The 25,412-nt window shown below is 70.4% G+C and carries 21 protein-coding genes and 1 pseudogene; 9 read left to right on the forward strand and 13 right to left on the reverse strand.

Annotation, left to right across the window (positions count from 1 at the left end; translation table 11 throughout):
* Window positions 1-147: 147 nt before the first annotated feature.
* The 5 genes from katG to ACFY16_RS26945 form a co-directional block, all read right to left on the reverse strand.
* Window positions 148-2,295 carry a catalase/peroxidase HPI gene (gene katG, locus ACFY16_RS26925; RefSeq protein ID WP_390649930.1) on the reverse strand — a complete coding sequence of 716 codons (2,148 nt, stop codon included), beginning with the start codon at window positions 2,293-2,295 and terminating at the stop codon, window positions 148-150.
* A 135-nt stretch (window positions 2,296-2,430) separates the two neighbouring features.
* On the reverse strand, window positions 2,431-3,825 hold the full coding sequence (locus tag ACFY16_RS26930; RefSeq protein ID WP_390649763.1) for a LytTR family transcriptional regulator DNA-binding domain-containing protein: 1,395 nt from the start codon (window positions 3,823-3,825) through the stop codon (window positions 2,431-2,433).
* Window positions 3,826-4,498: 673 nt separating this feature from the next.
* Window positions 4,499-5,146, reverse strand: coding sequence for a LuxR C-terminal-related transcriptional regulator (locus ACFY16_RS26935; RefSeq protein ID WP_390649764.1), 648 nt, complete (start codon window positions 5,144-5,146; stop codon window positions 4,499-4,501).
* Window positions 5,134-7,188 carry a sensor histidine kinase gene (locus tag ACFY16_RS26940; protein WP_390649765.1) on the reverse strand — a complete coding sequence of 685 codons (2,055 nt, stop codon included), beginning with the start codon at window positions 7,186-7,188 and terminating at the stop codon, window positions 5,134-5,136. The genes ACFY16_RS26935 and ACFY16_RS26940 overlap by 13 nt, the downstream gene beginning before the upstream one ends.
* The gene (locus ACFY16_RS26945; RefSeq protein ID WP_390649766.1) at window positions 7,185-7,544 is read right to left on the reverse strand and encodes a response regulator transcription factor; all 360 of its coding nucleotides are present in this window, start codon (window positions 7,542-7,544) and stop codon (window positions 7,185-7,187) included. The genes ACFY16_RS26940 and ACFY16_RS26945 overlap by 4 nt, the downstream gene beginning before the upstream one ends.
* A gap of 136 nt (window positions 7,545-7,680) precedes the next feature.
* Between ACFY16_RS26945 and ACFY16_RS26950 the strand changes: the two genes are divergently transcribed.
* Window positions 7,681-8,367, forward strand: a complete 687-nt coding sequence (locus ACFY16_RS26950; protein WP_390649767.1) for a hypothetical protein — start codon at window positions 7,681-7,683, stop codon at window positions 8,365-8,367.
* A gap of 237 nt (window positions 8,368-8,604) precedes the next feature.
* On the opposite strand, the gene ACFY16_RS26955 is transcribed toward ACFY16_RS26950, so the two are convergent.
* Window positions 8,605-10,107 carry a carboxylesterase/lipase family protein gene (locus ACFY16_RS26955; protein WP_390649768.1) on the reverse strand — a complete coding sequence of 501 codons (1,503 nt, stop codon included), beginning with the start codon at window positions 10,105-10,107 and terminating at the stop codon, window positions 8,605-8,607.
* Window positions 10,108-10,301: 194 nt separating this feature from the next.
* Between ACFY16_RS26955 and ACFY16_RS26960 the strand changes: the two are divergent.
* Window positions 10,302-10,713: pseudogene (locus ACFY16_RS26960) on the forward strand (IS200/IS605 family accessory protein TnpB-related protein); the annotation flags it as partial.
* A gap of 60 nt (window positions 10,714-10,773) precedes the next feature.
* Here the strand turns inward: ACFY16_RS26960 and ACFY16_RS26965 are convergent.
* The gene (locus ACFY16_RS26965) at window positions 10,774-12,024 is read right to left on the reverse strand and encodes an MFS transporter (protein ID WP_390649769.1); all 1,251 of its coding nucleotides are present in this window, start codon (window positions 12,022-12,024) and stop codon (window positions 10,774-10,776) included.
* A gap of 33 nt (window positions 12,025-12,057) precedes the next feature.
* Window positions 12,058-12,591: a cyclophilin-like fold protein gene (locus ACFY16_RS26970; protein WP_390649770.1), complete on the reverse strand. Its 534-nt coding sequence runs from the start codon at window positions 12,589-12,591 to the stop codon at window positions 12,058-12,060.
* Between the two features lie 320 nt (window positions 12,592-12,911).
* On the opposite strand from ACFY16_RS26970, the gene ACFY16_RS26975 reads away from it, so the two are divergent.
* A complete protein-coding gene (locus ACFY16_RS26975; protein WP_390649771.1) occupies window positions 12,912-13,799 on the forward strand; it encodes a helix-turn-helix transcriptional regulator in 888 nt (295 codons plus the stop codon).
* A gap of 152 nt (window positions 13,800-13,951) precedes the next feature.
* On the opposite strand, the gene ACFY16_RS26980 is transcribed toward ACFY16_RS26975, so the two are convergent.
* Both ACFY16_RS26980 and ACFY16_RS26985 read right to left on the reverse strand, forming a co-directional pair.
* Entirely contained in the window at window positions 13,952-14,353 is a 402-nt protein-coding gene (locus ACFY16_RS26980; RefSeq protein ID WP_390649772.1) for a cupin domain-containing protein, read from the reverse strand.
* Between the two features lie 38 nt (window positions 14,354-14,391).
* Complete coding sequence (locus ACFY16_RS26985) at window positions 14,392-14,715, reverse strand: carboxymuconolactone decarboxylase family protein (RefSeq protein ID WP_390649773.1); 324 nt, start codon at window positions 14,713-14,715, stop codon at window positions 14,392-14,394.
* Window positions 14,716-15,088: 373 nt separating this feature from the next.
* Here ACFY16_RS26985 and ACFY16_RS26990 point away from each other — a divergent pair, with 373 nt between their 5' ends.
* Genes ACFY16_RS26990 through ACFY16_RS27015 form a run of 6 tightly spaced genes read left to right on the forward strand, consistent with a single transcriptional unit; the run spans window position 15,089 to window position 21,590 of the window.
* Window positions 15,089-16,045: an ABC transporter permease gene (locus tag ACFY16_RS26990; protein WP_390649774.1), complete on the forward strand. Its 957-nt coding sequence runs from the start codon at window positions 15,089-15,091 to the stop codon at window positions 16,043-16,045.
* On the forward strand, window positions 16,042-16,890 hold the full coding sequence (locus ACFY16_RS26995; RefSeq protein ID WP_390649775.1) for an ABC transporter permease: 849 nt from the start codon (window positions 16,042-16,044) through the stop codon (window positions 16,888-16,890). The genes ACFY16_RS26990 and ACFY16_RS26995 overlap by 4 nt, the downstream gene beginning before the upstream one ends.
* Window positions 16,887-18,866 carry a dipeptide ABC transporter ATP-binding protein gene (locus tag ACFY16_RS27000; RefSeq protein ID WP_390649776.1) on the forward strand — a complete coding sequence of 660 codons (1,980 nt, stop codon included), beginning with the start codon at window positions 16,887-16,889 and terminating at the stop codon, window positions 18,864-18,866. The genes ACFY16_RS26995 and ACFY16_RS27000 overlap by 4 nt, the downstream gene beginning before the upstream one ends.
* Before the next feature lie 31 nt (window positions 18,867-18,897).
* Entirely contained in the window at window positions 18,898-19,713 is an 816-nt protein-coding gene (locus tag ACFY16_RS27005; RefSeq protein WP_390649777.1) for an alpha/beta fold hydrolase, read from the forward strand.
* Between the two features lie 25 nt (window positions 19,714-19,738).
* Entirely contained in the window at window positions 19,739-20,752 is a 1,014-nt protein-coding gene (locus ACFY16_RS27010; RefSeq protein WP_390649778.1) for a 2-oxoglutarate and iron-dependent oxygenase domain-containing protein, read from the forward strand.
* A gap of 22 nt (window positions 20,753-20,774) precedes the next feature.
* The gene (locus tag ACFY16_RS27015; protein WP_390649779.1) at window positions 20,775-21,590 is read left to right on the forward strand and encodes a DUF427 domain-containing protein; all 816 of its coding nucleotides are present in this window, start codon (window positions 20,775-20,777) and stop codon (window positions 21,588-21,590) included.
* 212 nt (window positions 21,591-21,802) lie between these two features.
* On the opposite strand, the gene ACFY16_RS27020 is transcribed toward ACFY16_RS27015, so the two are convergent.
* From ACFY16_RS27020 to ACFY16_RS27030, 3 genes are all read right to left on the reverse strand, one after another.
* Window positions 21,803-22,624 carry a DUF1684 domain-containing protein gene (locus ACFY16_RS27020; protein ID WP_390649780.1) on the reverse strand — a complete coding sequence of 274 codons (822 nt, stop codon included), beginning with the start codon at window positions 22,622-22,624 and terminating at the stop codon, window positions 21,803-21,805.
* Between the two features lie 235 nt (window positions 22,625-22,859).
* Entirely contained in the window at window positions 22,860-24,005 is a 1,146-nt protein-coding gene (locus ACFY16_RS27025) for a homoserine O-acetyltransferase (protein WP_390649931.1), read from the reverse strand.
* Window positions 24,002-25,363, reverse strand: a complete 1,362-nt coding sequence (locus tag ACFY16_RS27030; RefSeq protein WP_390649781.1) for a bifunctional o-acetylhomoserine/o-acetylserine sulfhydrylase — start codon at window positions 25,361-25,363, stop codon at window positions 24,002-24,004. The genes ACFY16_RS27025 and ACFY16_RS27030 overlap by 4 nt, the downstream gene beginning before the upstream one ends.
* Window positions 25,364-25,412 lie beyond the last annotated feature (49 nt).

Here is a 25,412-nt window from a genome sequence, read left to right on the forward strand (position 1 = left end):
CGTACCCGATATGCCACCGTTGGGAGGAGGCGAGCCGCACTGCATCGCCTCGCGCCGGGGCCGGCGGCAGCCCCGATCAATCGTCGCCGATCAACACCGGCTGACCGGTCAGGACGGCTCTCCTGACATCTGGGCCTCGATGGGGGATCAAGCCAGGTCGTACCGATCGAGGTTCATGACCTTGTCCCAGGCGGCGACGAAGTCCTGCACGAACTTCTCCCGTGCGTCGTCGCTCGCGTAGACCTCCGCGACGGCACGCAGCTCGGAGTTCGAGCCGAAGACGAGGTCGACACGGCTACCGGTCCACTTGACCCCGCCGGTGGCGCGGTCGCGGCCCTCGAAGGTCTCGGCGGTCGCGGATGTCGGCTTCCATTCCGTGCCCGTGTCGAGCAGATTCACGAAGAAGTCGTTGGTCAGCGACCCGGGCGCCGAGGTGAAGACGCCCAGCGGCGACTGCTGGTAGTTGGCGCCCAGCACCCGCAGACCACCCACGAGGACGGTCATCTCGGGCGCGCTCAGATTCAGCAAGTTGGCGCGGTCGACCAGCAGATGCTCCGACCGCAGCCGGTTGCCCTTGCCGCGGTAGTAGTTGCGGAACCCGTCCGCTGTCGGCTCGAGCGGGGCGAAGGACTCCACATCGGTCCACTCCTGCGTGGCGTCCGTGCGTCCCGGAGTGAAGGGGACCTGGACGTGGTAGCCGGCGGTCTTGGCGGCCTGCTCGACGGCGGCGGCTCCGCCGAGCACGATGAGGTCGGCCAGCGAGATCTTCACGTCCCCGGTCCGGGAGCTGTCGAAGGACTTCTGGATCCCCTCCAGGGTGCGCAGCACTTGTGCCAGCGTGTCGGGGTCGTTGACCTCCCAGCCCCGCTGCGGCTCGAGGCGGATGCGCGCGCCGTTCGCCCCGCCACGCTTGTCGCTGATGCGGAACGTCGAGGCCGACGCCCACGCGGTCGAGACGAGTTGGGAGACCGACAGCCCGGAGGCGAGGATCTGGCTCTTGAGCGCGGCGGTGTCCGCCGCCCCGACGAGCTCTTGGTCCGCGGCGGGGATCGGGTCCTGCCAGATCAGCGTCTCCTGGGGGACCAGCGGTCCGAGGTAGCGCTGGATCGGGCCCATGTCGAGGTGCGTCAGCTTGAACCAGGCCCGGGCGAACGCATCCGCGAGCTGGTCCGGGTTCTCCAGGAAGCGCCGCGAGATCGGCTCGTAGACCGGGTCCAGCCGCAGCGCGAGGTCGGTGGTCAGCATGGTCGGGGCGTGTGTCGTCGATGGGTCGTGGGCGTCCGGCACGGTGCCGGCCCCGCCGCCGTCTCTCGGGATCCACTGCCACAGACCCGCGGGGCTCAGCTCCAGGTCCCACTCGTAGCCGAACAGGGTCTCGAAGAAGCTGTTGTCCCATCTCGTCGGGGTGGGTGTCCACGTACCCTCGAGCCCGCTGGAGATGGCGTCCGTGCCCTTCCCGGTGCCGTAGCTGCTCTTCCACCCCAGGCCCTGCTCCTCGAGGGGGGCGCCCTCGGGTTCGGGGCCGAGGTAGACGTCCGGGGCGGCCGCGCCGTGGGTCTTGCCGAACGTGTGGCCGCCCGCGATCAGCGCGACGGTCTCCTCGTCGTTCATCCCCATGCGCCGGAACGTCTCGCGGATGTCCCGGGCCGCGGTGAGCGGGTCCGGGACGGTGTTCGGTCCCTCCGGGTTGACGTAGATGAGGCCCATCTGGACGGCGGCCAGAGGGTTCTCCAGCTCCCGGACGCCGCCGTAGCGTTCGTTGCCGAGCCAGGCGCGCTCGGGACCCCAGTAGATGTCCTCGTCGGGCTCCCAGACGTCCGGCCGGCCGCCGGCGAAGCCGAAGGTCGTGAAGCCCATCGTCTCCAGGGCGCGGTTGCCCGCGAAGATCATCAGGTCGGCCCACGAAATCTTGCGGCCGTATTTCTTCTTCACCGGCCAGAGCAGCCGGCGCGCCTTGTCGAGGTTGCGATTGTCCGGCCAGCTGTTCAGCGGCGCGAAACGCTGCATGCCCGCGCCGGCGCCGCCGCGGCCGTCGTCGATGCGGTACGTCCCGGCGCAATGCCACACCATCCGGATCACGAGCGGCCCGTAGTGGCCGAAGTCGGCCGGCCACCATTCCTGCGACGTCGTCAGCACCTGGTCGACGTCCCGCGCCAGGGCGTCGAGGTCGAGCGTCCGGAACTCCGCGGCGTAGTCGAAGTCCTCGCCCATGGGGTCGGCCATGACGGGGTGTTTCCGGAGGATCGTCAGGTCGAGCTGGTTCGGCCACCAGTCGCGGTTGCTCGCGCTGCCGATGGGGTGGCTGCGGTGCCCGGCCGGGACAGAGAGGCCGAGGCCGCCCGCGCTCACATCGTTCCTCTCGCCGACAACGGCGTCCGGGCTGTCAGACACGGGATCTTCCTTCCGGGAACCATGGTCGTCCCGGGGAACTCAGATGTCCAGCGCGCGCCGCACGGCCGGCGCGTTCCGCCGGGAAACCGGCACCATCTGGTGCATCCGGTCGTCCATGATCAGAGACAGCTCGCCCTTGAGCCCGCGCTCGATCTCCCGGATGCGGCTGAGGTTGACCACATACCGGCGGTGCACCCGCAGGAAGCCGGCATCCGCCAGCTCACTGTCGAGCTTGTCCAGGCTCAGAGAGGCGGCTCGCAACCGCCCCTGATCGGTGGAGAGCCACACGTCGTTTCCCTGCGATTCGGCGAAGGAGACTTCCGGCAGCCGCAGCAGCACCATCCGGTTGTCGCGCATCGCGACCAGTCGGCGCGGCCGCACCCGAGGGTGCGCGGGCCCCTCCGCCTGGGGCAACCGTGCCCCCTCGGAGACGCCGAACGAGACCAGGTTCCCGATCAGGTGTCCGGACGAGAAGACGGGTCGGATGCTGATCGATGTCGGCTCGTCGGCGAGGTGGGCGAAGATCTGCGTCGAGCCGACCCAGTCAGGATTGTGGGCTGCCTGCCTGGTGGCGTACCGGGCGGCTGTGATCAGTTCCGGCAGCCCGGGGTTCCATCGCAGCGTGGGGTCGACCGCCGGGGTGCATGCCGGGACGCCCAGGAGCACACTTGCCATGTCGTCGGCGATCACCACCTTGCCCGCGGTGTCCACCGCGGCGAGCGCCACACCGGAGCGCGCCCTGGCCTGGGTGTAGGCCGCGACCAGCTCGGCGCCGCTGTCCCGGGCGCGCCTCTTCAGCGGGTGCTGGGTCATGGTGGCCGCGTTCGCCAGCCAGCTTTCCGCGGACGCGGGAAGCCGGCTGCGCCAGCAGCAGAGGTTCAGGACCGCGATCGGTTCCCTGGTCACCACGTCCCGCACCGCGATGCCCGCGCAGACCCAGTTGTGGAACGCCTGGCACCAGTGCTCCGCGCCCCTGATCGGTACCGGGCCGTGCGCCTCGAGCGCCGTGCCCATGCCGTTCGTGCCGACCGCGCACTCGGACCAGCAGAACCAGGGCGCCAGATTGGAGTCGCCGGCTCTGGCGAGGGTGGCTTGATCACCCCACTCGGCCAGGATCCGGCCAGTGGCGTCGGTGACGGTGACGACGCCACCGAGGTTGCCCACTTCATGTGCCACGGAGGCGGCACGGAAACCCAGCTCAGCGAATACGACATCGTGCTCGGGCATGTGGTCGGGCTCCACGACGGCTACCGGAGCCTGTGTGAGGTGAGGATCGACCCGGTATTGCTCCCGGCAGCGATGCCAGGAGATCGCCACCAGGGGCCGGACACCCGGGACGTGATCCTCGCCTTGTACGAACCGTTCCCACGCCGCGAGCACGGTGCCGCTGCCCAGGTTCGCCGAGACGGGCTCAAGCCGATGTACGTCCCTCATGGTTCAGAACCACCCTTGGTTCATCCCCCGACGCCCGACGGCGTGCGCGCGGTCCGCGCCGATCGCTCATCGCGGCCGGGCCTACAGCGGACTGGACACCGCGTCGCGCGTCTTCCTGCGTCACTCGTTCCAGGCTGTGTCACAGACCTGCACTCCCCACCCTAGGTACCGTGGGCGGGCTGCGCACGTCCCTCTCCGGCCGGTGTGTGCGAAATGTAGCTTCCTGGCCGGCCGTGGACAGCGCGCACCCGCGGGCGAGGTACCCGGCTCACAGCAGCCGGTCCACCCGGTGGATCGGTACTCGAAGCAGCGCCCGTGCCCAGCCGGACGCGCAAGTCTTCTGCCGATATCGGCTTCTGCTGAGCCATGCGATGCGCTTTGTCCTGCCGCCGGTGAAGTCTCGGTCGACCAGGTCCGGCGGTCGGGGTGCCCACTGCTCCGGCACGGTGGTGCGGCGCCGCCGGCCGCCGATGACGCTCTCGATGCCGAGGTCGGCCGTGGAACGACTGGAAGCCGCCTCGTCATGTCGATACCTGGAATTCTGAGAACGGGTGTGGCCAGCGAACACGCTCAGCCGGACAGCAATCCATGGACGCATGACGAGCGGGGCCCCAGGCACGGGGTCGGGCTGACGGTCGAGCAGGCAGCCCTGCTGAGTCTTCCTCCGGGACTGTCAATTGGCCCGGAGAAACGTCAGGACCGCGAGGACGCGGCGGTGGTCGGCGGCGTCCTGGGGCAGGTTGAGTTTGGTGAAGATGCTCCGCACGTGCGCCTCGATGGTCTTGGGGCTCAGATACAGCTCTGTGGACAGGGCGAGGTTGGAGCGGCCCTGGGCCATGAGTTCCAGGACCCGCCGCTCGCGTTGGGTGAGCGGTGCCAGCGGGTCGTGCACGCGCTTGCGGCCGAGGAGGCGAGCGATGAGTTCGGGGTCGAGTACGCAGTCGCCGTTCGCGACCCGTCGCACATCGTTGGTGAACGCCTGTAGGTCCGCCACCCGATCCTTGAGCAGGTAGCCGACGCCGGACTGGAATTCGGTCATCAGTTGCATGGCGTAGGACGTTTCGACGTGCTGGGACAGGAGCAGCAGCCCGACGTCGGGGTGTGCGCGCCGGAGTTGGATCGCGGCCTGCATACCCTCGTCGGAGTGGCCCGGCGGCATTCGGATGTCGATGATCGCAACGGCGGGCGGCTCGTGCCGTACGAGCGCCATGAGCTCGATGGCGTCGCCGGCCTTGCCGGTGACGTCGAAGCCCGCCTCGGCCAGGATGCGGGCCAGGCCCTCGCGGAAGAGTACGGTGTCGTCGGCGACTACCACGCGCATGGAATCTCCGCTCGGAGTCGGGTGCCGCTGTCGGCGGGGCTGTGTACCGTCAGCCGGCCGTTGAGCGTCGCCAGCCGGTCGAGGATGCCTTGGAGACCATTGCCCCACCGCCCGTCCGCGCCGCCTCGGCCGTCGTCGGCCACTTCCACGCTCAGCCGGTTGTCGGCGATCTGGCCGGTGACCACGATGGCCGTGGCGCCCGAGTGCTTGGTGGCGTTGGTCAGGGCCTCGCTGACGATGAAGTAGGCGGCCGCTTCGACCTCGCGGGGAAGTCGGGTGCCGAGCGGCACGTCGACAGTGACGGGGATCGGTGAGCGTTCGGCGAGAGAGCCGAGCGCCGCGCCGAGTCCTTCCTGGGTGAGGACGGCCGGGTGGATGCCGCGTGCGAGTTCACGCAGCTCGGCCAGCGCGAGGTTCAGCTGGCGGCGGGCGTCCTCGATCGTGCCGGCGAGGGCGACGTCGGGTGCCGCCCGCGTGGCTATCGCCTGGAGGGTGAGCGTGAGAACGACGAGGCGCTGCTGGGCCCCGTCGTGGAGATCGCGCTCCAGACAACGGCGCGCCTCGTCCTGCGCCGCGACGATGCGCTTTGCCGCCGCTTGCAACTCGACTGCCTGCACCGAGATCTGATGCAGCCGACGCCGCAGCTCCTCGCCGAGTCCGATGTTGTCGAGTACGAGTTCGGCCTGCGCCACCAGGTCCTGCAGCAACCGGTCCTCGGCGACGGTCAGCACTTCGCCGCGCGCCTTGGTCAGCGCCACCGCGCCGCGCACGGCACCTCGGCAATCGATCGGCCGCACGTGGGTGCGCCCGCCGTCGGCCAGCGCCGCGAGCGAGGTCGGCGCGGGGACGACGGGCGTACCGGGGGCGGCCGTCGGAGGCCAGGTGGCCACCGCCACGAGTTCCGCCTCGGCGCCCACCCACAGAGTGACCTCGGCCGCACCGACGCCGTCGGCGATGGTCGAGGCGAGGCCGGTGAACAGGTCGGCGTCGTGGCCGCCATGGCTGACGTGGGTGGACAACCGTGCCAGCGACTCGTACGGCGTGGGCCGGCGCCCGTAGACGAGCCGGTCCGCAGCCGTCTGGACCCGTCGGCGCACCCGTTCGAACACGACGGCGACGACTGCCGTCGCAGCCAGCGGCAACCACGGGCCGCCGGCGTCGGCAACGCCGATGAGCCGCCCGATGCCGACCACTACGACCACGTACACCGTCGTGACGATGACGGCCAGCGCGCCGTACACCACGGTCTTGTTGATCAGCAGGTCGATGTCGTACAACCGGTACTTGACGATCGCCACGGCCGCGGCGATGGCCACCAGCGGCACCGCCAGCACCCCGAGCGCGGGAGTACGGAACACGACAAGGCCGACGCCCATGGCTACCGCACCCATGACCACGGCGTACGCGAACCAGCGCAACTGCCGTGCCTCGTCGCCGCACGCGCGGCGGAGCCGGACGACGGCGCCGATCACCCACACAAGCTGGAACAGCAGATAAGCCGCGGGCCCGAGCACGTTCCACACACGTTGTGCCATCTCGTAGCCGACGACGCGAAACGGGTGCGCGATGGCGAGGCCGTTGTCCGCGTACTCGACCGGCCACACCGCCGAGGTCAGCGAGAGCAGTGCGGCCGCAGGCACCATCGCTGCCACCACGACCCGCCAACGCGGCGAGGGCAGCCTGCCGTCGGGGAAACACAGCAGGGTTACGCCGGACAGCGCCAGCACCAGCGCGAGCGGCCAGGCGCCCAGCCAACCGAGCCACACGGCGCTCGGCTCGTCCGCGCCGACGGACCCGATCGCGTACTGGCGGCCGAAGAACATGACCGCATGCGCGACCCCCGTCGCGAGGAACAGCCAGCCCTCGCGGTGTCCCGGCCGCCGGTCGAGTACGAACACTCCGACAGCTGTGAACGTCGTCGCGATCAGCCCGTTGTGGAGATTGGCCAAGAAGACGCCGCAAGCGAAGCCGCCGGCAACGAGGGCGCCGGAGATCAGGCCGAGGCCGAACGGGGCGAGGCGGGGGCGGCGATGCTCGGTCATGGTCTGTCGATGACCTGGGCGAGACTGGCCACCGACAGGTCGGCCTTCGGGATGAACCCGGTGGCGCCACTGTTGGCCACGCGGCGCCCGTAGTCCGCCGTGTCACGCGTGGAGACCAACACGATGGTGACGCCCTCGCTGAGGGTCATGATCTGCGGTATCAGGTCGAACCCGCTGACATCGGGCAGCTGGATGTCCAACAGCACCACCTCCGGACGGACCGCGGCGATGGCCTCGAGCGCGGACCGCCCGTCCGGGCACAACGCCGCAACCTCGAACCCGGCCGCCGACACGAGTTCGGCGGCCAGCGCCCTGAACTCGGCGTGGTCGTCCACGATGACGGCGTTCCGGTGCATGCACAGATGCTGGCACAACCGCGCCGTTCCCCGCTTGAGGGCTAACCCTTATCAGCTCGAGGGCACGCCCTGATGAACGGCCACGCCGGGATTCCTACGGTTCCGGTAGTCGTTCGCCAGTCCGGAAGGATGTCCCATGTCAACTACGCCAACTCCCGCGCCCGTCACACGGGCCAGGGCAACGATCATCGGGTGGCTGCTGCTCGCCGGCGGCACCGCCTTCCTCGTCGGCGGCGGCATACATCCGAGGGCCGACGCGTCCGACGGCGGCGCCAGGGAACGGTTGCGGGTCATGTTCGAGGACGGGGGCTGGTACCCGTCGCAGGCGTTCATGCTGGCCGGCACCGCTGCCATGGCAGTCGCACTGGTCGCGCTCGTACGGTGCCGCCGGCTGACGGGCGCGTCGTGGGCGCGGTACGCGGCCGTGGTTGCGGCGGTGGGCGCGGCGCTGGCCTCGGTGGCACTGCTGTTGCACCTGCTCGCCGCGGGCGAGGCGGACCGGCTTGCCGAGGGCGGCAGCGCGCCGATCACCGACACAGTGGTGGTGGTCGACACGATCGTCATTCCCGTGTTCGGCCTTGGCATCGCGGCACTCGCGTCGGTCGGAGCGATCACGCGGGCCGTCGGCAACGTGGTGGTCGCGATTCCCGGTGTCGTCGGTGGGGTGGGTTACGCCCTCGCCGCCGGAACCATCCTGATCTCCGACCACCTCGACGCGCTGTTCCCTACCGCCATCGGCATCGCGCTCTGGGCTGCGGCGGTAGGCGTGCAGCTGCTGCTGCTGGACCGCCGCGCCGCGGCCACGGTAGCGGATTCGGCGTAGCGGCACCGCGCCGGACCGGCCACGTGAGGGGGCGGCCGAGTCGCTGAGGCGGGAACGGCTCGAGAACTGCGGTGACTTCTCGAGCTTCGCCACCAGGGACTCGACCGCGCCCGCCCTTGTGGGCGAGACCGACGGCATCGGCGGTGGCCGGTCGTTGAGCAGCTCATGGGACGGGACGAGGCGCATGTGGGCCAGTGACTACTTGGGCTGTTCGAGGTGTCGGGGTGGTTCCCCAGTTCACGGACACAGGACTGGAAAGTCGGCCTTGACCCATAGAGCGCGGATAGCGGCGGCCTTGTCATCGACGGGCTCGTCGTCGGTGCTCCAAATCTTGGCCTGGGCTGTGGAGTTGTTGACCGACGGCCAGCCCGGGTTCCCGGTGGTGGCGAAATCAGCCCACGCGCGCACCATGCGGCGTGCCAGTCCGTGGTCTGCGGAGGTGGGTGCGCCGCCGATGAGGAAAGCCAGGCAATCGCTGTCGAGGTTGCCGAAGGCGAAGGGGATGTCCGCACAGTGCCAGGCTCGCACGACCCCGTTCGGGCCGGTGCGCCGACGATCGAAACGCGACAGGAACGCCCGGCCGCCGGCTTGGGCGTGAAGCTCGACGAGTCGGTTGCTGTACTCGCCGAACAGCAGATCCCCGAAGACGGCCAGGTAGACGTCGAGCACCGGGGCGTGGGGCATCGCAGCGCGGTAGCCGGCCACCAGGCCGTCAGGGAGGCTGAAGTCTTCGGCGAAGAGGGCCAGCTGTTCATCGGTGGTGATCTTCGCGCTGCTGCCGACGGCGTCGAGCAGCCAGTACTCCTCCGTGGTGTGGCAGACCAGCAGGTCCACCCCCCGGGTCGCGCCGGCGGCCATCCCCGTGAGGGGGTCGGTGGGCAGTACAGCGCCGTCGAGGACGGGGGCGTAGAGCGCGGGGTCGTAGTGGCGGGACCCGGAGGCGGGGTCACGCCGGTAGTCGTCGACCACCCGGTCGGAGGCGATGACCAGGGCCTCCGGGGTCGCTGAAGTCAGGCCCTCGGCTGTGGCGGGGCAGCCCGCTGCCGCAGCGATCTCGCGGGTGGTCGCCGCAGCGATTTCAAGCGTGTAGCAAGGGCTGGCGGCGCTGTGGGCGATGGCACGGTGGAACAGGCCGCGGGCGCGATCCATCACCATCAGGCAGGCAACCGAAGCGGCCCCGGAGGACTGGCCGGCGACCGTGACGTTGCCAGGATCGCCACCGAAGGCGGCGATGTTCTCACGAACCCAGCGCAGGGCCGCGACCTGATCGAGCAGGCCCCGGTTGTCCGGGTAGGCGGTTGCTTCGGCGGCGGGGACGTGGCCGAAACCTTCGAAACCGAGCCGATAGTTGAGGGTGACCACGACCAGACCGGCACCTGCCAGCGCAGTGCCGTCGAAGTCGGGTTGGGCTGAGGATCCGAAAGTGTAGGCACCGCCATGGATCCAGACCAGGACGGGGAGACGGCCGCCTTCGGGGGCCGGGGTCCATATGTTGACGGTGAGGATGTCCTCGTCGTCGGGCGACCACACGGGTGCGCCGGGCAGTTGCGCCGACTGCGGGGCGATTGGGCCGAAGGCCGTGCAGTCCCGCACTCCGGTCCACGCGGGTGCCGGGAAAGGTTCCCGGAACCGGTTGACGCCGAACGGCGCGGCGGCATAGGGGATACCAAGGACGGCGACGACTTCGGCAGAGGCCCGAAAACCTTGGACCGAACCGTTCTTCGTCTTGAAGGTGTCCATCGGAAGACTGCCTCTCATTGCACGCCAGATCGCCGAGGAGGACGGGGCTTCAGCTTTGCACTGCGCGGCACCCCAGGACCAACACCAAGATCATGATGATTGACGCACCAGTGATGTCAATCCCCCGCTGCTACAAGTGGGGGTCGACCGATCAGCAGTCGACCGACCGTCAGAACCGCGTTCTGGCCGAGGCCGGAACGATGGCCGCCGAGCAGGACATCGCCATCGTGGCGGTCGACCCGGCATACACCTCCCGGTGGGGGCCCAGCACTGGCAGCAGCCACTGACGAGCAGTAACCCACAGGTTTCCCGGCACGATGCGGCGAGCATCGCGATCGGGCGACGCGCCCTCGGACACCCGAACAGGCGACGGACGGCACCGCCCCCACACGACCAGAGCGATCGTGTCGGGCATCGGACCGCCCAGGCCGAACCGGGAACCCGTAGGCGTGAGGAACCCCGCCCCGCGTCCCCGGACCACGCACCAGATGCGTGCCGACCGGCAGCGGAGCGAAAGCGGGCGACCAGCGTGCCCAACACCGTTCGGAGCACGCGGCTGAACAACAGCGGTCCTGGATGCAGGACCCGCTCCCGCACAGTCTCTAGGAACGGTTCATGACGATTGCTCCCAACAGGATCTGTGCGAGGCGGATTTGGGTTGGGGACTCAGCGGGCGTCCTCTGTCGGCTTCTGTTCTGAGTGGCCCCTGGTGGGGCCGTGCTGGGCGACGATCCGTGCCGGGCGGGATGTGCCGCTGAGCGCGAGGACGATGAGCGGAATGAGGGTGAGAGCCGCGGAGACGGTACCGACCAGGGCCGGGCCGGTCAGACCGAGAGAGGAGCCCAGGGCCCGTCCGGCGATCGCGGAGCCGGCCGCGATGCCGGTGTTGTACGCCGACGTGGTCAGGGCGGAGGTGAGGGTGGGGGAGTCGCCGGCGAAGCGGACGGCGAGCGAGGTGACGACCGGGTTGACGGTGAACCCGGTCAGCGCCATCAGGAAGACCAGGACGACGGCTGCGACCGGGCTGGTCGACAGCGGGATCAGCACCAGCAGCGTGACAGCGGTCCCGGCGGCGGCCGTGATCGTCGTGGCCATGGGGAAGCAGTCACCCAGACGGCCGCCGATCGCGGTGCCGCCGAGAGCGCCGATACCGAAAGCGATCAGGACCAGCGGCACGACACCGGCCGCGATGCCGGCGCGGTCGGTCAGCAGCGGGGTGATGTACGTGTACGTGGCGAGGACACCGCCCATGATCAGCACCGCGGCGGCGAGCGCCAGCCACAGCCTGCCCTGCCGCAGCGCACGAATCTCGGCACGCACGGACACCTGACCCCGCTGCTCCATCTGACGGATGAAGCGCCCGACGAACACGGCGGCCAGGACAGCCAGCACGGCCAGTGCCCAGAACGGACCGCGCCAGCCCGTGTGCTGCCCGACGAACGAGCCGATCGGCACACCGACGACGTTGGCCAGGGTCAGACCGCCCATCATGACGCCGACCGCACGGGTCGAGTTGGCGGGGCCCGCGGCGGCGGTGGCGATGACGAATCCGACGGCCCAGAACGCGCCGGTGGCCAGTGCCGTGACCGCCCGGGCGGCGAGCACGACGGCGAACGAGGTGCTCAGTACGGCGACGACATGGCCGAGCGCGAAGACTACCAGGGCCAGGACGAGCGTGCGGCGCTGCGGCAGGCGCAGGGTGGCCAGGGCCATGGTCGGCCCGCCGACGATCATGCCGACGGCGAAGGCGGTGATCAGCAGTCCGGCGTGCGAGACGCTGACGCCGAGATCGCCGGCGATCTCCGGCAGGAGTCCCGCGATGACGAACTCGGTGGTTCCCATCAGGAACGTGCCGGCTGCGAGTACCCAGACGACGAAGGGCAGCTTGCCGGTGGCGGATCCGGCTGCTGGGGACATCAAAGACTTCTTTCCGTACGAGTAGCGGGGTGTTCAGGAGGCGGGCTCGATGGTGATCCGCTCGGCCCGGGCCAGCTGATCGGGGGCCGCGTCGATGTGGCCGAGGATGAGGAGGTCCGGGGAGGCGGAGGGGCCGTCCTGGTAGAAGAGGGCGAGGTTGCCCCACGGCGCGAAGTAGGCGATGTCGCCGGCCTTGGCCGCGACCGGGGCAGGCGCGCCGTCGGTGGTGAGTCTGCGGGGCGGGTAGCCGATGCGCTCCGTCCCGTGGAAGTCCTCCAGGTCCAGGGTGAGCGGGAGGAGAGTGGCGAGGTCGCGGGCGGCGGGGCTGTCGTTCGATGTCGCGTCGACGGGGCGGCCGTCGAGGGTGACACGGATGTCCATGGCAGAGGTCCTGTCGGAGCGGGACGGGGTGCTGGCGGCCGGTGTCTCCTGCCGCGCTGTCGACGAGGCGGGCGCGGACGGCGAGACGGAGGCGTCGGAGGAATCACCGGAACAGGCGGTCAGCGCCAGCAGCAGAGTGGCCGCCGGGGTGGCACGGAGCAGAGTCCCTCGGTGTGTGGAGGGCATGGCGTGGTCCGTCACATCGCTCGGGCATGGGTTACGTCGCCGGGGGCGTGGATCACTGCTCCGTGCATCAGGGGCTCCTTCGTGTGCTGAGGCAGTACCGGTGGGGTGGGCCGGCAGTCGCCGAGTGCAGGTGCAGACCGAGTACGTACGGCGAACCCCCTGACATCGACGCGGGGCCGGCCCGGCCACCGATTTCATAGCCGGTGGGAAACCGCCGCGGATTCCAGGTAACCGGCTTCTCTCGCGCGCATCGAGTCACCGTCAAGGGGTGTACTGGCAGTACATCCCTGTGACTGCGCTCGGGACGTACCGTCGAAGGCGTGGACAACCGTGAAGAGGTCCGCGAGTTCCTCACCTCGCGCCGCGCAAAGATCACCCCGGAGCAGGCGGGCCTGCCTTCCGGCAGCCGACGACGCGTGCCCGGACTGCGCAGGAGCGAAGTCGCAGCCCTCGCCGACATGAGCGTCGAGTACTACGCCAAACTCGAACGCGGGAACCTCGCCGGCGTCTCCCCGGCCGTCCTCGAAGCAGTCGCCCGCGCACTCAAGCTCGACGACGCCGAACGCGCCCACCTGCTCAACCTCGCGCACGCCGCAGACGGCTCCGACGCCCTCACCCGCCCCCGGCGTCGCACCACCCGCCAGTGGACACCCCACCGCAGCCTGCAATGGACCTTGGACGCCATCACCGCCGGGCCGGCCTTCGTCCGCAACGGCCGCATGGACGTCCTCGCCGCCAACCAGCTCGCGCGTGCCTTCTACGCCGACGTGTACGCCTCGCCGCACAACCAGGCGAACCTCGCCCGCTTCAACTTCCTCGACCCCACGTCCCGCACCTTCTACCCCGACTGGGACACCTTCGCCGACGTCGCGGTGGCGATCCTGCGCACCGAAGCCGGCCGCAACCCCCACGACAAGGACCTCCACGACCTCGTCGGCGAGCTGTGCACCCGCAGCGACGAGTTCCGCACCCGCTGGGGCGCCCACAACGTCCGCCACCACGGCACCGGCACCAAACGCTTCCACCACCAGGTCGTCGGAGAGCTCACCCTCGCTTTCGAGGGCCTCGAAATGGCTGCCGAACCCGGCCTCACACTCACCATCTACACCGCCGAACCCGGCTCGCCTTCCGAAGAGGGACTGCGCCTCCTCGCTTCCTGGGCTGCCACCCAAGAAGCCGACGCCACGGGACACTCCTCGACCAGCTGACCACGGTTTACGGGACTCACCGCTGGGTGACGCCGTCGGGTTGACGATCTCCGGCAAAAGGCGCGCTCCTCGAAGCGCGCCTTCCCGGGACAGCAGAGATCGGCTCCGCGCAGAATGACGTTTTCCTGCAGACGGTTCGGAACGGGAGCCGGTCAGCGACGGGTGCTGGTGCGCGGCCCGCCGTACTCGGCGTCGCTGACATGGTCGAGCCAGTCGACCTCGTCGCTCTCCCACAGCGCGATGTGCGTCATGAAGTGGTCCGGGGCGGCACCATGCCAATGCTCCTCACCGGCCGGGGTCCAGATCGTGTCACCGGGGTGGGCTTCGAGGATCTCGCCGCCGCGTGACTGGATCAGGGCGATGCCCTCGACGATGTAGAGGGCCTGGCCCAGACCATGGGAGTGCCAGGCGGTACGGGCGCCGGGCGCGAAGCGCACCGCGTTCGCGCGTGCCCGCGAGGGTTCCTCGCCGCGGTAGATGACATCGGCCCACGCGTCGCCGGTGAACCACTGCTCGGGAAGCTTCATCGTCGGCTGCTTGGTCAACAGTTCCATGGGGTGGTGCTCCTTGTATCTCGTGCAAATCCGCGTATTCAGGCGGCCGACTGGTCGTCGGCGATCTTCTTGAGCTGGGTGATCGCGGTCATGGCGTTGGGCCAGCCTGCGTAGAACGCGAGGTGGGTGATCGCCTCGGACAGCTCCTCGACGCTCAGCCCGTTCTCCAGTGCCTTGCTCAGGTGGTAGCCGAGCTGTTCGGTGCGGTAGAGCGCTGCCAGCACACTGACCGTGATCAGGCTGCGGTCCCGGGGCGACAGCTCCGGCCGCTCCCACACGTCACCGAACAGCACGTCGTCGGTGACCTCCACGAGCTTCGGCGCGATCGCGGCCAGCTCCTTGGGTGCGGACTGCTTCGTCATGGGGCGACTCCTCACTTCACTTCACGAAAGGTTTGCAATCGGGGCAATTCCAAGGGCCGCCACCGCGGCCATCAGTGAGGAAATCGCAGGTCACGCGCATGTGGAAGGTACCGCTGTTACAGGTACCGACAGGACCCCCCACGCCTGGGCCGAGCGTCCTGGCCTGCATGTGTGGAACCAAGAGCGATATCCGTGAGTTCCTCGCCTGCCGCGGGGCGAAGATCACCCCGCGGCAGGCAGGACGCCCCTCGCTCGGCGAGAAGCGACTCGCATGGCGCACCCCTGGTGCGCCTACAACAGCGGCAAGTTCCGGGGCGTCCAGGCCCACCCCAGCCAGTATGTCGACTTCACCACCGTCTCCCGGGTCTGAGCCATGACCCGATTTCTGCTCCGCCGCCTCGCCGCCGTCCCGCTGACGCTGCTCGCGGTCTCCCTTCTGGTATTCCTCGCCACCCAGGTGCTGCCCGGCGACGTGGCCCGTACGGTACTGGGCCGGGAAGCTTCCGACGGTTCGGTGCGCGCTCTCAACCACGAACTCGGCCTCGACCGGCCGCTTGCGGTGCAGTACGGGAGCTGGCTCGGGCACTTCGTCACCGGCGACTGGGGCACGTCGTACACGCTGCATGTGCCCGTGCGCGGGCTGCTCCTGGAGCGGTTGGGGCACTCGGTGTTCCTGGCGGTGTTCGCGTTCGTGCTGCTGGTGCCGGTCGCGCTCACCCTCGGCGTGATCGCGGGGCTGTACCACGGCCGGGTGCTGGACCGGACGATCAGCTCCACGACCCTGGCGCTGGGCGCCACACCGGAGTTCGTGACCGGGGTCGTCCTGCTGGTGGTGTTCTCCGTGCAGTTGCGGTGGCTGCCCGCGTCCGCGCAGACCCAGCCCGGGGCCGACGGCCTGGGTCAGACCCTGTGGCACCTGCTGTTGCCGGCGATCTCGCTGGTGCTGGTGTGCACCGGCTATGTCGCCCGGCACGTGCGCGCCAGCACCGTTGCCGTCGTCGAGGGGCCCTACGTCCGCGCGGCCCGGCTGCGGGGCAACGGCCCAGCACGGATCGTCCTGCGGCACGTGCTGCGCAACGCCACGGTGCCGGCCACCAGTGCCCTCGGCGTCCAGCTGCAGTACATGCTCGGCGGCATCGTGGTGGTCGAGCTGCTCTTCAACTACCCGGGAGCCGGAGCCTTGTTGCTGCAGTCGGCGCAGGACAAGGACTTGCCGACGCTCCAGGCGAGCGCCCTGGTGCTGGGCGCCCTCTACATGCTGGTCGTGCTGCTCGCCGACCTCGTCCACCGGTTGCTGGATCCGCGCATACGGCTCGGAGGTGCGGCGTGAGCACCGTATCGATCGCCCTGCGGCCGCTGGGACGACTGGGCGGGCTGCCGGTCGCCTCCGCCGTCGGAGCCGCCGTGATCGTGTTGTGGACGGCGGTCGCCCTGTTCTGGGCGCACCTGGTGCCGTACGCACCCGACGTACAGCGTCCCCAGGACCGGTTTCTGTCGCCGAGCGGCGAACACTGGCTGGGCACCGACCAGTTCGGCCGTGACGTGTTCTCCCGCACTCTCGCCGGGGCACGCCCCGTCCTGGAGGTGGCACCGGCCGCGACCGCGCTGGCCGTCCTGGCGGGCACCGTGATCGGGCTGGTCACGGGCGGGGTGGGCGGCTGGCTGGACGATGTGGTGATGCGGATCGTCGACGCCGTCGTGGTCTTTCCGGCCATCATCGCCGCGGTGCTGTTCGTGGCATTCCTGGGCCACTCCACGCTGGTGCTCGTGCTCGTCGTCGCGGCCGCTCTCACCACGCTGGTCGCGCGAAGCGTACGGGCGGCGACCCTCGTCGAGCGGGAGAAGCCGTACGTCGAGGCGGCCCGGCTTCGCGGTGAGCCCCTGTGGTCGCTGCTCGGCCGCGAGATCCTGCCCAACGTCCGCTCCACCGTGTATGTGGAGGCGACCTCCCGGCTCGGCGACGCGGTGTTCGCCGCCGCGACTCTTTCCTTCCTCGGCCTCGGCCAGCCACCCGGCTCACCGGAGTGGGGTGCGGCCGTCGCCGACAACCGGGTGTGGCTGAACAACGCGCCCTGGACGGTCCTCGCGCCCGCCCTGGCGATCGTCTCCCTGGTGGTCGGGGTGGCCCTGGTCGCGGACACCTCACGGCGGGCGGCGGGAGGTGCGGCCGAATGAGCACCGATGAACAGGGGCTCGTCGTCGAGGGGTTGAGCGCCGCGTACGGCTCCGCCCAGGTCCTGTACGACGTGTCGTTCACCGTCGCCCCCGGCGAGATCTTCGGCCTGGTCGGCGAGTCGGGCTGCGGCAAGTCGACCCTGGCGTACGCGCTGGCCCGCCACTTCGCGCCGGGCGGGCGGGTACTCGGCGGCGGTGTGCGGCTGGACGGCACCGACATACTGGGCCTCAGCGGAAGGCGGTTGCGGGAGTGGCGGGCTACCCGGCTCGCCTTCGTGCACCAGGACGCGGCGGGATCCCTCGATCCGACGATGCGGATCGGCAGGCAGCTGGCCGAAGTGCTGCGCGGCCGCGGTCTGTCACGCCGTGAGAGTGCCGAGCGCGTCGTCGAACTCCTGCGCACGGTGCGGCTGCCCGAGCCGGAGCGGCTCGTGCACCGCTACCCGCACCAGTTGTCCGGAGGGCAGCAGCAACGTGTGGTGATCGCCGCCGCGCTCGCGGTACAGCCGAGCCTGCTGATCCTCGACGAGCCGACGACGGGGCTCGACGCCTCGGTCGAGCACGAAGTACTGGGCCTGCTCGAGGAGTTGCGCGGCCGGCTGAACGCCGCGGTGGTCTTCGTCAGCCACGACCTCGGCCTGATCGGCCGCATGTGCGACCGCCTGGGCGTGCTGTATGCGGGCCGCCTCGTCGAGACCGGGCGGGTGGGCGAGGTCCTGGCCGCCCCCGCCCACCCGTACACCGCGGGCCTCCTGGCCGCCGTGCCGGTGCTCGGCGTCAGGCGGCACGAGCGCCCCCTGCGGCCTCTGCCCGGTCGGCTGCCGCTGCCGGGCGAGACCACGACCGGCTGCGCCTTCGCACCCCGCTGCGCGCTGGCCGAGGGCGCCTGCCGGGCAGCCGAACCCGCGCTGGACGCGGAGGCCGTGCCGGGGCGGGCGGTGCGCTGCCTGCACCCGGGGGAGGCCACGGTCGGGGTCGGCACGCCGGCGGGGAGCGAACGGTCGAGAGAAACGCCTGCCGCCCTTGTCGAAGTGCAGGGTCTTGTGCGGCAGTTCGGGCACACCGTCGCGGTCGACCACGTCGATCTGACCATCCACGAGGGTGAAGTCCTGGGCCTGGTGGGTGAGTCGGGCAGCGGCAAGACCACCCTCGCCCGTGCCATCGCGGGTCTCGCCCCCGACGGCGAGGGAACCCTACGGCTGCGCGGCGAACCACTGCCCGCGCGCCTCGCCCGGCGCGACGCGCGCCTGCGCCCGCGCATCCAGATGGTCTTCCAGAACCCGGACGCCTCCCTCAACCCCAGCCACACCGTGCGCACCGTCCTGAGGAGAGCGCTCGCCGCCCTCGGAGATCCCTCGGGTACGTCCCTCGACGCTCTCCTGGACCGCACCCGCATCGACGCCGACCTCCTCGATCGCCACCCCACCCAGCTGTCCGGCGGGCAGAAACAGCGCGTCTCCATCGCCCGCAGCTTCGCGGGACGGCCGGACCTGGTCATCTGCGACGAACCCGTGTCCGCCCTGGACGTCAGCGTGCAGGCGGCGGTGCTGGAGGTGCTGGCCGACCAGCGGGACCGTACGGGGACGTCGTACCTCTTCATCTCGCACGACCTCGCGGTCGTCGGCTATCTCGCCGACCGGATCGCCGTCATGTACCGCGGCGCGATCGTCGAGGAGGGGCCCGCGGCCGACGTGCTGGGCGGTCCGTCGCATCCGTACACGGCCCTGCTCGTCGAGGCCGCTTCGCGCCCGGTGGCGGCGAGCCCGCCCGAAGCACCGGACAACGGCCCGCCACGACCGAACGGCTGTCGCTTCGCCGACCGCTGCACCCGCCGGATCGCCGGGCTGTGCGAGGACGTACCGCCGCCGGAACGCGACCTGGGCGCGGGCCATGTCGTGCGCTGCCATCTCGACCCTTCCGACCTGCCGGCCGGGATTCCGGCCACCGCCGCGCTGAGCGTGGCCGATCCCTTGTGACCCGATAACCGCCCGAGCACCGGGAGCCCTCATGACCACGACCACGAGCACCGCCGCCGAGGAGTTCGCCGACCTGCCGGACGCCCCCGTCATCCAGCGCCGTTGGGTGACCGTGGCCACCGGCGGTCACGTCGGCGGCGTCTTCTGGCACACGCACAAGCCCACCATCGTCCTACTGCATGACGCCGGTTCCAGCGCCCGTGCATGGGACGACGTCCTGCTGGCCCTGGACCGGCCCGCCGTCGCCCTGGACCTGCCCGGCCACGGCCGCTCCAGCAGGCGCGGCCGGGGCGACTACCGTCCCCGACGACTGGCCGGCACGCTGGAGGAGACCGTCCGCTCCTTCGCGCCGGGAGGCGTGCCTGTCGTAGGGGTCGGGTTCGGCGCGCTGGCCGCGATCGCCCTGAAGGCGAAGTTCCCGCACAGCACCGGACGCCTCGTCCTCGTCGACGCACTGCCCGGCACGCTGTCACCGGGCCTGCGGCTGTGGCCCACGCCCAGTCCCGAGTTCGCCACCCGCGACGACGCGGCGGCCTGGCTGGAAGGGCGCGGTGCGACCGACGCCGCCCGTACAGCCGAACTGGAGACGGAGCAGGCCGCGGACGGCATCTGGTCCTGGCGCCACCACCTCGGCAGCCTGCCCGCCGACGCGCCCACCGCACTCGACGACGAGACACTCTGGGAGCAACTCGCCGCCGTCCCTGCCCCGTTGCTCGTCCGCACCGAGGGCGGCCCGCTCGAGGCGGTGTCCCTCGACCGCTTCCGAGCCCAGGCACCCGACGGCGACATCGTCACCGTCCACGCCGATCCGCAGGCCCTCGCGGACGTCCTGCGCCCCCTGACCTGAACCCACGACCGAAGGAGTACCCGTCATGTCGGACGACATCCCCGTCATCGACCTCGCCGCCGCCCTCGCCGACGACGCCCCCGAGGGCCTGCTGGACACCGTGCGCCGCGCCGCCGAGACCATCGGCATCATCCAGGTCGTCAACCACGGCGTCCCCACCGAGGTGATCGCCGGGTTCAACGACGGCTTCGGCCGCGTCCTCGACCTGTCCTTGGAGCAGAAGGAGCAGCTGGCCAGCCCCACCGGGCACCCCTACCGCGGCTGGCGGCAGTGGCCCGACGACTTCGGCCGCCTGGAACTCGAACGATTCAGCATCGCCCAGTACGACGACACGGACGCGGCCGAGGCCGCCGGGCTCTCCCCGGAGCACGCCACCCTCTACGCACACGCCAACGTGTGGCCACCGCAGGAGCCCGGCCTGCGCGCCGCGACCCACCGCTACCACGACGCGTTCGTGGACGTAGCGCGCCGCGTCCTCGGCCTGTACGCGCGCGTGCTGGACGTGCCCGCGGAGACCTTCCCGCTCGGCGACGACGTCTACACGACGGTGGTCGTCAACAACTACCCGAAGTGGCCGCACGAAGGCGCGTCGGACGAGGAGAAGCTCCTCCTCCTGGAACACGCCGACAGCTCCGCGCTCACCGTGCTCCACCAGGAAGGTGACTACGCCGGGCTGCAGGGTCAGCGTCCCGACGGCACCTGGACCCCCGTACCGATCAGGCCCGACGCCCTCCAGGTGTTCACCGGCACTCTTCTGACCAACTGGACGGAAGGCCGGCTGCGCCCCGGACGGCACCGTGTGGTGGCCGGCGGCTCGGTGACCCGGCGTTCCTCGGCGGTGTTCGTCCACCCGAGCCTGGACACGGTCGTGGAACCGTTGCCGGCCTTCGCCGACCCGGACGGCTCCGACTTCGAACCGGTCTCGGTGTGGGAGCGGGCCAGTGGCAACGTAGAGGAGTACCTGCGGGTCTTCGGCCGTCCCGAGCAGCTCGCGGCCTGGCGGGAGAACCGCCCTTACGTCGCCGAAGTCATCGCGTGAGCCAGCCGAAGGAGAGCCGGTCATGACCACATTCCCCACCGCACAGGCCGTGCGGACCACCCCCGAGGGGCTCCTGTGGGAGCCGAGCGAGCGCTGGGTGCGCGGCCGTAAGGGTGACGTCACGGTCGTCGACAGCCGCCACCCCGTCCTCGTCTGGGAGCCGGGTGTTCCCGTACCTCTGTACGCGTTCCCGCGTGCGGAGGTACGCGAGGAGCTCCTTCGTCCCGCGAAGAACCCACCGACCGGCACGCACACCGGCTCGCAGGTCTTCTACGACGTGGAAGTCGACGGCGAGTCGCTGGAGAACGCCGCCTGGACCTACCCGGCCGACGACCTGGCCGGCCACATCGCCTTCGAGTGGTTCCGGCGCGTCGGGCGGGGCCTGGACCACTGGTACGAGGAGGAGGAAGAGATCTTCATCCACCCCCGTGACCCGCACAAGCGGGTGGACGCCATCCCCAGCAGCCGTCACCTCGTGGTCGAGATCGACGGCACGGTCGTCGCGGACACCCACCGGCCGGTCCTGCTCTTCGAGACCGGCCTGCCCACCCGCTACTACATCCCGCGCGAGGATGTCCGCCTCGACCTGCTCGAAGCCACCGACCATCACACCGGCTGCCCGTACAAGGGCACCGCCGAGTACTGGTCGTGGCGCGGTGCGGCCGATGTCCCGCCCAACCTCGTCTGGAGTTACCCGGACCCGCTGCCCGCGGTCGGCGCCATCCAGGGGCTCCTCGCCTTCTACAACGAGGCGGTCGACATCACCCTCGAGGGCGAACGGGTGGAGCGCCCCGTCACGCACTTCACCAGGACGCTCTCGGAGCAACAGCGCACATGACGGTCACAGCGATGCGCTCGGACCGCTGGAGGTCTTCCGGCGGCTCGACCACCTCACGGACGGGCGCATCGGCTGGGCGGCTCGGTGTCTTCGCGGCCCCGGAGTGGTGACCGTCCCGGTCGATGGCCGGCTCAGCGCCCACGGCGGCATCCTGCCCCCGCCGACGGCCGCGGACGACGGCGCTGACGGGGGGCCAGGAGACGCGCGTCCCGTCAGGGTCGTCCGCCGCGCTCCAGCGGGATCCTCTCGCCCGTCTCGATCGCGACCGGCAGCCGGTTCTCGGTCGGAGGCAGTGGGCAGGTGGCCAGGTCCGTGTAGGCGCAGGGCAGGTTGGCGGCGCGGTTGAAGTCGATCGTCACCCTGCCCTCGGCGTCGGGGGCGGGGAGCTGGAGGGAGCGGTTCGCCGCGTAAGTGGTCACGCCGGAGGTCTTGTCGGTGAACAGCACCATGAGGGCGCCGGGCGTCCTGCCGTTGAAGGCGGTGAGCCGGTGCGGTGTGCCGTCCAGTTCGAACTCGACCTGGCCGGGGGAGTCGTAGACATGCTCCAGACCCTCGACGGCGGCACCGACGGTCACCGGGCGCGGGGAGTCGAAGGGCAGGAAGCGGCCGGAGAGGACCCAGCGCGGGTCGGGCTCGTAGGCCGGCGTGCCTGTGAAGGCCGTACGCAGCGGGTTGCCGGGGTGGCGGGGCCGCACGATGTCGTGCCCGCCGCGCTTGGCGACCTCGATCACCGCGTCGCCCCAGCCGATGTACACACTGCTGCGCTCGGGAAGGACACCGAAGTCGTGGCGGCCGTGCACCACTTGCTCGTCGACGGTGATCTCCTCGCCCGCGTCGAGTTCGACCACGATCCCGTCGGAGGTGCTCGACCAGGCTCCGGGCGCGTCCTCGAAGCGGGTGGGCTCCTGGCTCAGCCAGCGGAGGCTGGTGATCGCGAGGAACCCGTGCGGGCCGGACAGCACCGCTTCCTTCTGCCGGTGCCACTCCTCCCACTCCTGCACGAAGCTCACCCGGTCGACGTCTTGGACGGTCATATCCGCTCCCTCTCGCAGCACTGCTCGTTCTTCTTGCAACTACTGGGCCTGCGCAGGTCATCCCGCCTGAGGGAACTCTTGACGCCGAGAGAATTGTCGATCTACGGCGAGCGCGAGCTACGAGTTCCGGCAGACCAAGAACGCCGACAGGCGAAGGCGCTGGCGGTCGTCAGGCGGTCGCCGACTCCGCCGCCGGGCATGGACTCGCCCGCTACCTGGTGATCCGTTTCCTCCGTTATTTGACGAGTTCGCCCACGAGCGCGGCGACCTGCTCCACTTCGATCAGGAAGCCGTCGTGACCGTAGGGCGATTCGATCACCCGGAGGTGATCCGCTGCGTTGATCCCGGCAGCCAGCTCCGCCTGCTGGGCGAGGGGATACAGGCGGTCCGAGCTCACTCCGGCGACCAGCGTTCTGGCGGTCACGCGGCGCAGGGCGGCGCGTGTACCGCCGCGACCGCGCCCGATGTCGTGCGTGTTCATGGCGTCCGCCAGCACGACATAGCTGCCCGCGTCGAAGCGGCGCACCAGCTTGGCGGCGTGGTGGTCGAGATAGGACTCGACCTGGTACCGGCCGCCGTTCCAGGGGTCCTCCGTACCCTGGGGCGTACGACCGAAGCGGACCTGCAACTCCGGCTCGCTGCGGTAGGTGACGTGGGCGAGGCGGCGCGCCAGACCGAGTCCCGCGTGCGGACCCCGGCCCGTGACGTGGTAGTCGCCGCCGCGCCAGTGCGGGTCGCTGCGGATGGCGTGGAGCTGAATGCCTGCCCAGGCGATCTGCTCCGCGCTCGCCGCCGCCGTGGTGGCCAGCAGCAGGAGCGCGCCCGTGCGGTCCGGATACGACACGGCCCACTCCACGGCGCGCATTCCGCCCATGGAGCCGCCGATCACCAGGGCCCAGCGGTCGATGCCGAGTGCGTCGGCCAGGCCGGCTTCCGCGGCGACCTGGTCGCGCTGTGTCAGAGCGGGGAAGGCGCCTCCCCAGTACCGTCCGTCGGGACGCGTCGAGGACGGTCCGGTACTGCCCTGACAGCCGCCCAGCACATTGGGAGCGACGACGAACCAGCGGTCCGTGTCCAAGGCCAGAGCAGGCCCGATGAGCCCGTCCCACCAGCCGGGGGTGGGGTGACCGGGTTCGGCCGGTCCGGCGACATGGCTGTCGCCGGTGAGCGCGTGGAGCACCAGTACGGCATTGGAGCGGTCCGGTGCGAGCCGTCCCCAGGTCTCGAACGCCAGCCGCACTCCGGGCAGTTCACCTCCCGCCTCCAACGGCAGCGGTTTCTCCCGGACGTGCCATTGGCGGCGCCCCGGAGCGTCCCCCTCCCGCCAGGCCCCGGAGGCCGGCGGGAGGGGGACCTCGGAGGTCGTCGGTACGGTGTTCAGGACGCGCCCTTCGCCGCGCGGAAGCCTGCCTCCAGATCGGCCTTGAGATCGGCGAGGTTCTCGATGCCGACCGACAGACGCACCAGGCCGGGCGAGGTGCCGGTCGCCGCCAACTGCGCGTCGTCCAGCTGGCTGTGGGTCGTGGACGCCGGATGGATGATGAGACTGCGTACGTCGCCGATGTTGGCGAGATGGCTGAGCAGCTCGACGGCATCGACGAACCGCTTGCCGGCCTCGACCCCGTCCCGCAGTTCGAAGGCCAGGATCGCGCCGGCGCCACGCGGCAGATAGCGCCGCCCCGCCTCGTACCACCGGTTGGACTCCAGGCCCGGGTAGTGGACGGCGGCGACCTCGTCGCGCCCTTCCAGCCATTCGGCCAGGGCCTGGGCGTTGGCGGAGTGCCGTTCGATGCGCAGGCTGAGCGTCTCCACACCTTGCAGCAGCAGGAAGGCCGAGTGCGGGGAGAGGGCGGGCCCGATGTCGCGGAGCAGCTGGACGCGCAGTTTGATGGCGAAGGCGCCCGGGCCGAGGGCGGGCCAGTACTGCAGGCCGTGGTAGCTGGGGTCCGGCTCGCTGAAGTCGGGGAAGCGCTCGGCGTGCGCGCCGAAGTCGAAGGTGCCGCCGTCCACGACGACGCCGGCGATGGTGGTGCCGTGGCCGCCGAGGAACTTGGTCGCGGAGTGGACGACGATGTCGGCGCCGTGCTCGATGGGCCGCAGCAGATACGGGGTCGGCACGGTGTTGTCCACGATCAGTGGGACACCCGCCTCGTGCGCGACGTCGGCCACCGCCCGTACGTCGAGCACGTTGCCGCGCGGATTGCCGAGTGTCTCGGCGAACAGGGCCTTCGTGTTCGGCCGGATCGCCGCTCGCCAGGCTTCGACGTCGTCCGGGTCGTCGACGAAGGACACCTCGATGCCGAACTTGGGCAGGGTGTGGCGGAACAGGTTGTACGTGCCGCCGTACAGGGACGTGCTGGAGACGATGTGGTCGCCCGCGCTCGCCAGCGTCAGGATGGCGAGGGTCTCCGCTGCCTGCCCGGAGGCCAGGGCCACTGCCGCGATCCCGCCTTCGAGCGCGGCGATCCGCTGCTCGAAGACGTCCTGGGTCGGGTTGTGGATACGGGTGTAGATGTTGCCCGGCTCGGCGAGCGAGAACAGGTCGGCGGCGTGCTGGGTGTCACGGAAGACGAACGACGTCGTCTGGTAGATCGGCGTCGCCCGTGCGCCGGTCGTCGGGTCCGGTGCGGCGCCGGCGTGGATCTGCTTGGTCTCGAACGACCAGGCCGAGGTGTCGGGGCCGGCTGGCTCGTCCTCGGGGGTGTGGCCTGCGGTGACGGAGTCGATCGGCTGGCTCATGGTTCTCCCTTGTACGGGGCGTGCGGGGTGCCTGAAGGGACCGCGGTTG

Origin of the sequence: Streptomyces sp. NPDC001315, assembly GCF_042896175.1 — a bacterium.
Lineage (GTDB): Bacteria > Actinomycetota > Actinomycetes > Streptomycetales > Streptomycetaceae > Streptomyces.

Bases quoted from the DNA above. Each gene is read 5' to 3' on its own strand.
- ACFY16_RS26965 (WP_390649769.1), bottom strand. From the start codon at position 12,024: ATGTCCCCAGCAGCCGGATCCGCCACCGGCAAGCTGCCCTTCGTCGTC.
- ACFY16_RS27030 (WP_390649781.1), bottom strand. From the start codon at position 25,363: ATGAGCCAGCCGATCGACTCCGTCACCGCAGGCCACACCCCCGAGGAC.
- ACFY16_RS26980 (WP_390649772.1), bottom strand. From the start codon at position 14,353: ATGGAACTGTTGACCAAGCAGCCGACGATGAAGCTTCCCGAGCAGTGG.
- ACFY16_RS26945 (WP_390649766.1), bottom strand. From the start codon at position 7,544: ATGCACCGGAACGCCGTCATCGTGGACGACCACGCCGAGTTCAGGGCG.
- ACFY16_RS27015 (WP_390649779.1), top strand. From the start codon at position 20,775: ATGACCACATTCCCCACCGCACAGGCCGTGCGGACCACCCCCGAGGGG.
- ACFY16_RS26950 (WP_390649767.1), top strand. From the start codon at position 7,681: ATGTCAACTACGCCAACTCCCGCGCCCGTCACACGGGCCAGGGCAACG.
- ACFY16_RS27010 (WP_390649778.1), top strand. From the start codon at position 19,739: ATGTCGGACGACATCCCCGTCATCGACCTCGCCGCCGCCCTCGCCGAC.
- ACFY16_RS26970 (WP_390649770.1), bottom strand. From the start codon at position 12,591: ATGCCCTCCACACACCGAGGGACTCTGCTCCGTGCCACCCCGGCGGCC.
- ACFY16_RS27020 (WP_390649780.1), bottom strand. From the start codon at position 22,624: ATGACCGTCCAAGACGTCGACCGGGTGAGCTTCGTGCAGGAGTGGGAG.
- ACFY16_RS26985 (WP_390649773.1), bottom strand. From the start codon at position 14,715: ATGACGAAGCAGTCCGCACCCAAGGAGCTGGCCGCGATCGCGCCGAAG.
- ACFY16_RS26930 (WP_390649763.1), bottom strand. From the start codon at position 3,825: ATGAGGGACGTACATCGGCTTGAGCCCGTCTCGGCGAACCTGGGCAGC.
- ACFY16_RS26955 (WP_390649768.1), bottom strand. From the start codon at position 10,107: ATGGACACCTTCAAGACGAAGAACGGTTCGGTCCAAGGTTTTCGGGCC.
- ACFY16_RS27000 (WP_390649776.1), top strand. From the start codon at position 16,887: ATGAGCACCGATGAACAGGGGCTCGTCGTCGAGGGGTTGAGCGCCGCG.
- ACFY16_RS26990 (WP_390649774.1), top strand. From the start codon at position 15,089: ATGACCCGATTTCTGCTCCGCCGCCTCGCCGCCGTCCCGCTGACGCTG.
- ACFY16_RS26935 (WP_390649764.1), bottom strand. From the start codon at position 5,146: ATGCGCGTGGTAGTCGCCGACGACACCGTACTCTTCCGCGAGGGCCTG.
- ACFY16_RS26940 (WP_390649765.1), bottom strand. From the start codon at position 7,188: ATGACCGAGCATCGCCGCCCCCGCCTCGCCCCGTTCGGCCTCGGCCTG.
- ACFY16_RS27005 (WP_390649777.1), top strand. From the start codon at position 18,898: ATGACCACGACCACGAGCACCGCCGCCGAGGAGTTCGCCGACCTGCCG.